This is a genomic window from Streptomyces corynorhini (assembly GCF_003346515.1).
GTDB lineage: Bacteria > Actinomycetota > Actinomycetes > Streptomycetales > Streptomycetaceae > Streptomyces > Streptomyces corynorhini.
Window position 1 is genome coordinate 1 of record NZ_QQNA01000435.1, and the last position, 5,073, is coordinate 5,073.

At 74.5% G+C, this 5,073-nt stretch carries 5 protein-coding genes; 3 read left to right on the top strand and 2 right to left on the bottom strand.

From position 1 onward, the window contains the following. Positions 1-42 precede the first annotated feature (42 nt). Positions 43-1,653, bottom strand: a complete 1,611-nt coding sequence (locus DVH02_RS34050; RefSeq protein ID WP_114627687.1) for a P-loop NTPase family protein — start codon at positions 1,651-1,653, stop codon at positions 43-45. 54 nt (positions 1,654-1,707) lie between these two features. After that, positions 1,708-1,902, bottom strand: coding sequence for a hypothetical protein (locus DVH02_RS34055; protein WP_114627688.1), 195 nt, complete (start codon positions 1,900-1,902; stop codon positions 1,708-1,710). 215 nt (positions 1,903-2,117) lie between these two features. Here DVH02_RS34055 and DVH02_RS34060 point away from each other — a divergent pair, with 215 nt between their 5' ends. The 3 genes from DVH02_RS34060 to DVH02_RS34070 all read left to right on the top strand — a co-directional run bounded on the left by DVH02_RS34060 (position 2,118) and on the right by DVH02_RS34070 (position 5,072). Next, the gene (locus tag DVH02_RS34060; RefSeq protein WP_114627689.1) at positions 2,118-2,510 is read left to right on the top strand and encodes an ankyrin repeat domain-containing protein; all 393 of its coding nucleotides are present in this window, start codon (positions 2,118-2,120) and stop codon (positions 2,508-2,510) included. A gap of 266 nt (positions 2,511-2,776) precedes the next feature. Continuing rightward, on the top strand, positions 2,777-4,195 hold the full coding sequence (locus DVH02_RS34065) for a HEAT repeat domain-containing protein (RefSeq protein WP_114627690.1): 1,419 nt from the start codon (positions 2,777-2,779) through the stop codon (positions 4,193-4,195). Positions 4,196-4,346: 151 nt separating this feature from the next. After that, positions 4,347-5,072, top strand: coding sequence for an SGNH/GDSL hydrolase family protein (locus tag DVH02_RS34070; protein WP_114627691.1), 726 nt, complete (start codon positions 4,347-4,349; stop codon positions 5,070-5,072). Position 5,073: the final 1 nt, after the last annotated feature.

A 5,073-nucleotide genomic window follows, 5' to 3' on the forward strand; every position in this document is an offset into this window, starting at 1 on the left:
GGCCGCCGGGTGGGACCGGGCGGTCCGGGTGGGACCGGGCGGTCAGCCCTCGGCCGGTACGCCCGCGTGCGCCTGCTCCACCACCCGCTCCACCACCCGCTCCTCGATCCGCTCCTCGTCGGGCGCCTCGGCGGGCTCGGCGGGCGCTGTGGTGCGGGGCGGCAGCAGGTCCTGGACCGCCCGGCGGTGCGTCTCGCCCGTCGCGTCGTCGTACGGGTCGGGGGTCGCCGGGACCTGGAGCCTGAGCACCGGGCCCCGGCCCAGCCGCGCGTACCCCCGGCCGGGCGGCGCCTCCGGGGTGGGCGTGGTGTGCGGCGGCGCCCCCAGTACCTCTTCCACCTGCGCGGGCGAGGCCGGTCCGAGGATCACCCGGGCGCGGGTGTGCGACCGGACGGCCTCGTCGACCATGTCCATGTTGTCGAGCTGCTCGGCCACCACGACCGTCACCCGCACCGCCCCGCCGTGGCGCAGCGGCATCCGCACCAGCTCCTGCGGATCGGGCCGCCCCTCGGCCGCCGCGAGATGGCCGAAGACGCTCGGCCGGTCCAGCAGGATCCACAGCGGACGCCGGGTGTCGGCGGGCGCGGGACGGCCGGACTGCCGGGCGCGACTGGCGGCGATCAGCCGCCGCTCCGTCTCGTTGGCGGCCCATTCGAGGCCCGCGAGCGCGCCGGAGAGCCCGCTCTCCACCGCCAGGACGCCCGCCCGTCCGTCCAGACAGGCGAACTCGCCGGTGCCGCTGCCCTCCACGATCAGGACGTCGCCGCCCTGGAGGGCCTGGAGCGCGAGACTGCGCAGCAGGCTCGTCGCCCCGCTGCCCGGCTGCCCCGCGACCAGCAGATGGGGTTCCGTCGCGCGCAGTCCTGTCCGCCACAGCACCGCGGGCGCGTCCACGCGCTCCTCGCCCGCCAGCACCGGCACGGTGCGCCGCACCGAGCCGTCGTCCGTGAAGCCCAGCACGCTCTCCCCGGGACCGGTGACGAAGCGCTGGGCGGCGATGGCGGTGGAGAGCGGCGAGAGCACCGTCATCACGAGCTGATTGGCCTCTTCGTCCCAGTCGAAGAGATATTCGCGGCCACGCCCCGACTTGGCGTGCAGCAGATGCTCGATCCGGGCGCGGGCGTCGGGCTCGCCGTCCGGGAAGTACGGGGGATACGTCAGCCGGAGCCGGGTGAGCCGCCCGTCGCCGTCGAACACCGGCGAGTCCAGGGCGCTGCTCCACTCGCCGCCGTGGGCGAAGAGCGGACTGGGGTCCTCCGGTACGGAGAAGTACGGCACGAGCGCCTCGTAGAGGGACTGCAGGCGCCGCGCCTCCGCTTCGTCGGGCCCGGTCCTGACCGGGGTGCGGTCGCGCCCCTGCCAGCCTGCCGCGCCCATGACGGCGATCAGGGCCAGCAGCGGCCCGTACGGCATGAGCGCCACCACCAGGACGACGGCCGCGACCAGGAACAGCGCGGGACCGCGCCGGTCCTTGGGCGTGGCCGACCATCGGCGCCGGCCCCCCGCCGCCAGCATCCGCAGACCACGGGCGATCGTGATCAGGGGATGGAGCACGTCGGTGGCGCCGTCGGCGGCCGTGCGCGCCATGTCGCGGCCGCGGGCGATCTGGGCGCTGCCGCCGGTCAGAATGCGGGGGAGTGGTCGCCGGGTCACGGCTGTCTCCTGGTGCGGGTGGGAGGGGGGAGCGGGACGGGAGGGAGCGCGGCGTCAGAACTTGATGCCGCCGAGCAGACCGGCGAGGCTGGCGCCGCCGGCCGTGATGCTCGGGGCGATGGCGGTGCCCGCGAGATAGAAGCCGAAGAGGGCGCAGACGATGGCGTGCGACGCCTTGAGCCCGTCCTTCCGGAAGAAGAGGAAGACGATGATTCCGAGCAGTACGACGCCTGACATGGACAGAATCATGAGAATTCTCCTGGTTGCGGGGACAGTCACCATGAGTTCTTCCAGGATCACCAAAAGTATCTATGCGACAAAAGGTGCAAATGAGTGAAATATCAGTTATTTCACTGAACTGGCGCACATCGGGGCACGGCTCGGGTGGCGGACCGGGCGAACTCCCTGTTCCGCGCGCGAGCAGTACTCTTTCGGTTCACTCGTGCGCAGAAAGGCGGTCCCCCATGAGCGTGCCCCCGGATCCCGAGGTCGTCGAGCTGGCCACGAAGGTCTTCGACCTGGCCAGGAGCGGTGAGACGGAGACGCTCGCCGCCTACGTGGACGCGGGCGTCCCCGCGAACCTCACCAACGACAGGGGCGACTCCCTGCTCATGCTCGCCGCCTACCACGGCCACGCCGCGGCGGTGGAAGCGCTGATCGCCCGGGGCGCCGACGCGGGACGCGTCAACGACCGGGGCCAGACCCCACTGGCCGGTGCGGTCTTCAAGGGCGAGGACGCGGTGATCCGCGCGCTGCTCGCCGGCGGCGCCGATCCAACCGGAGGAAACCCTTCCGCGGTGGATACCGCGCGCATGTTTGGGAAGACGGACCTTCTGGAGCTGTTCGGAGCCCGGTGAGACAGACGCCGTAAATGTGGTCGCGGTGGCGAAATCGCTCGGTCATCATGACGTCGGGCCCGCACGGGGCCACCGACGAGAGGCAGGGAAGATGGTCTGCGTTCAGCACACGACGACGGTCGGCCGAACATGTCGCCGCGCGGGCCGGTAGGGGCAGCGGTGTGCCGCCCCGCCAGGGGGCCCCGGGAACCGGGCAGAGTCCGGGGCCCACGGGCTTCGAATCACACTCCCCGGTCGCTTCGACAGCTTGATGTGAGGCTTTCCCCATGTTCGATCCAGTCATAGCGCCGAGCGGCACGCTGCTCGGTCTGCTGCAGCGCGGCCGCGGCGACGGCACGCTGCACGCGCTCGCCGCACCCCGGGCGGAGGCGCTCGCCGCCCTCGACCACTGCGTCCTCCACGACCCCCGGCGCGACTGGCAGGTCGAGAACCGCTCGCTGTACTACGCCCGCCTCTACCTGGACATCCGCGGTGGACTCGACGCCGTCGAGAGCCACCTCTTCCGGGCCGAGGACCACTTCGACACCGACGAGTCCAGGACCGGGCTCTCGCTCGCCGTCCTGGGCCACCTCGCCTCGTACGGCAGGCGCGACGCCCTGGAGATGCTCAGGCGCTACGCCGCCACCGGCACCAACTGGGCCTGGGCGCTCGACGAACTGGCGCTGCGCGACGACGACGCGGGACTGCGCTCCCTGGCCGAACCGGTCCTCGCCCGCTTCCCGGCGGGACCCGAGGGCGACGCCGAACTCGCCGCCACCGTCCGGGACGCCTTCGAACCCCGGCCCTGGCGGCTGTGGGCCGACGACCCGAGGGCCGCCGTCGGCGCCCGCATCAGGGCCGCGGCAGAACAGGGCTCGTTCGACCGATGGCAGCGCCAGCTGCGACCGACCGGCCCACGCCCCGGCTGGAGCGTGCGCGCCGTCTTCGACTGGGCCCAGCAGGCACTGGACCGGGGCACCGCGCTCCACGTGCCCGCCGCACGCTGCCTCACCGCCGTCGCGGGACCCGACGACCGGCCCCAGATCGTCGAGGCCGCGCGCGGCGGCCCGGACGGCGCGCGCTGCGCCGCCCTGCACTACCTCGCCGAGAACCGCGACCCCGTCGTACTCGACCTGATCGAAGCGGCGGCGCTCGCGGGCCGCGGCACCGTCGCCGACGCCGCCGTCGCCGCGTTCGAGCGCATGACCGGCGAAGCCGCCGTCGACCGCGCCAGGGGCTGGGCGCACCGGCCCGACGCCCTCGGCGCCTCGGCCGCCGGCGTCCTCGCCGCCCGGGGCACGACCAGGGACACCGCGCTCGTGCTCGGCGCGCTGCGCGAGACCGTACGGGCCGAGGGCCCCGACGCCCAGCGGCTGTGGACGCTCGTGGACGGCGCCGGTCGCCTCGGCATCGTCTGCGCCGCCCCCGTACTGCGCCACATCTACCGCGAGACGGCCTCCTCGCAGCTGCGGGGCCGCGCGGCGCGCGCGCTGGCCGCCACCGACCCCTCGTACCCCACCGGGTTCGCCGTCGAATGCCTGTGGGACTGCGAGGAGACCACCCGGGAGGTCGCCGCGCTGCACGCCGAGACCGGGGACGTACGGGTGGCGGATCGGCTGCGCAGGCTCGCCGCCGACCCCGCAGAGGAGGACGAGGTGCAGACCGCCGTACGCAGCCGGATGGGCCCCGACGCCGCCGCGCTGTAAGCCCTTCCGGCTCTCGCGGAGCGGGCGGCAGCGGGATCCGCGCGATGGCGCGCGGGTCCCGCGACGCCCCAGGACGCGGGCCGGGGCGCGGGCGCGGCCGGGGCGCCGCTTCGAATGCCCACGGGACGTTCCCCGCCCGGAAAGATCCACGTTGGCAGGGGCACGTTCGGTACGACGACAACACGAATATGCGCGTCTTCATCGTCACCCGCCTGCGCCCGCACCGGCCCGCCCCGTCCGGTTCGCGGCGCTCGGCGACTCGCTCACCGCCGGGATCGGCGACCCGGTCGGCGCGGGGTGGCGCGGCTGGGCCGCGCTGCTCGGCGCCGCCACCGGGGTGGAGTTCCGCAACTTCGCCGTCAGCGGAGCCCTCACCCGGGACGTGGAGGAGAGCCAGACGCCGCAGGCCGTCGCGTTCGGCCCGGATCTCGCCGCCGTCGTCGTCGGGGTCAACGACACGCTGCGCCAGGGCTTCGACATCGAGGACCTCGCCGTCCGGCTGGACCGCGTCTGCGCCGCGCTCGCGGACTGCGGAGCCGTACTGCTGACCGCCTGCCTGCCCGACCCCGGCGCGATGCTCGGCCTGCCCGCGCCCCTCGCCCGGCCGCTGGCCAGGCGGCAGCGCGCCGTGAACGCCGTCGTACACGCCCTGGCCGCCCGCTACGAGACCGTGCACCTGCACATGGCCGACGCCTCCTGGGTGGCCGACCGGTCGCTGTGGTCCGTCGACCGGCTGCACCCCGCCGAGCGCGGCCACCGGATGATCGCCGCCCGCTTCCACGCCCTGCTCGCCGGGCGCGGCCCGGCCTTCGGACCGCCGCCCTCCCTCACCGGCGACCAGCCGCCGCCCACCCGCGCGGCGGCTGGTCGCCGGTGAG

Bases quoted from the DNA above. Each gene is read 5' to 3' on its own strand.
- DVH02_RS34065 (WP_114627690.1), top strand. From the start codon at position 2,777: ATGTTCGATCCAGTCATAGCGCCGAGCGGCACGCTGCTCGGTCTGCTG.
- DVH02_RS34055 (WP_114627688.1), bottom strand. From the start codon at position 1,902: ATGATTCTGTCCATGTCAGGCGTCGTACTGCTCGGAATCATCGTCTTC.
- DVH02_RS34060 (WP_114627689.1), top strand. From the start codon at position 2,118: ATGAGCGTGCCCCCGGATCCCGAGGTCGTCGAGCTGGCCACGAAGGTC.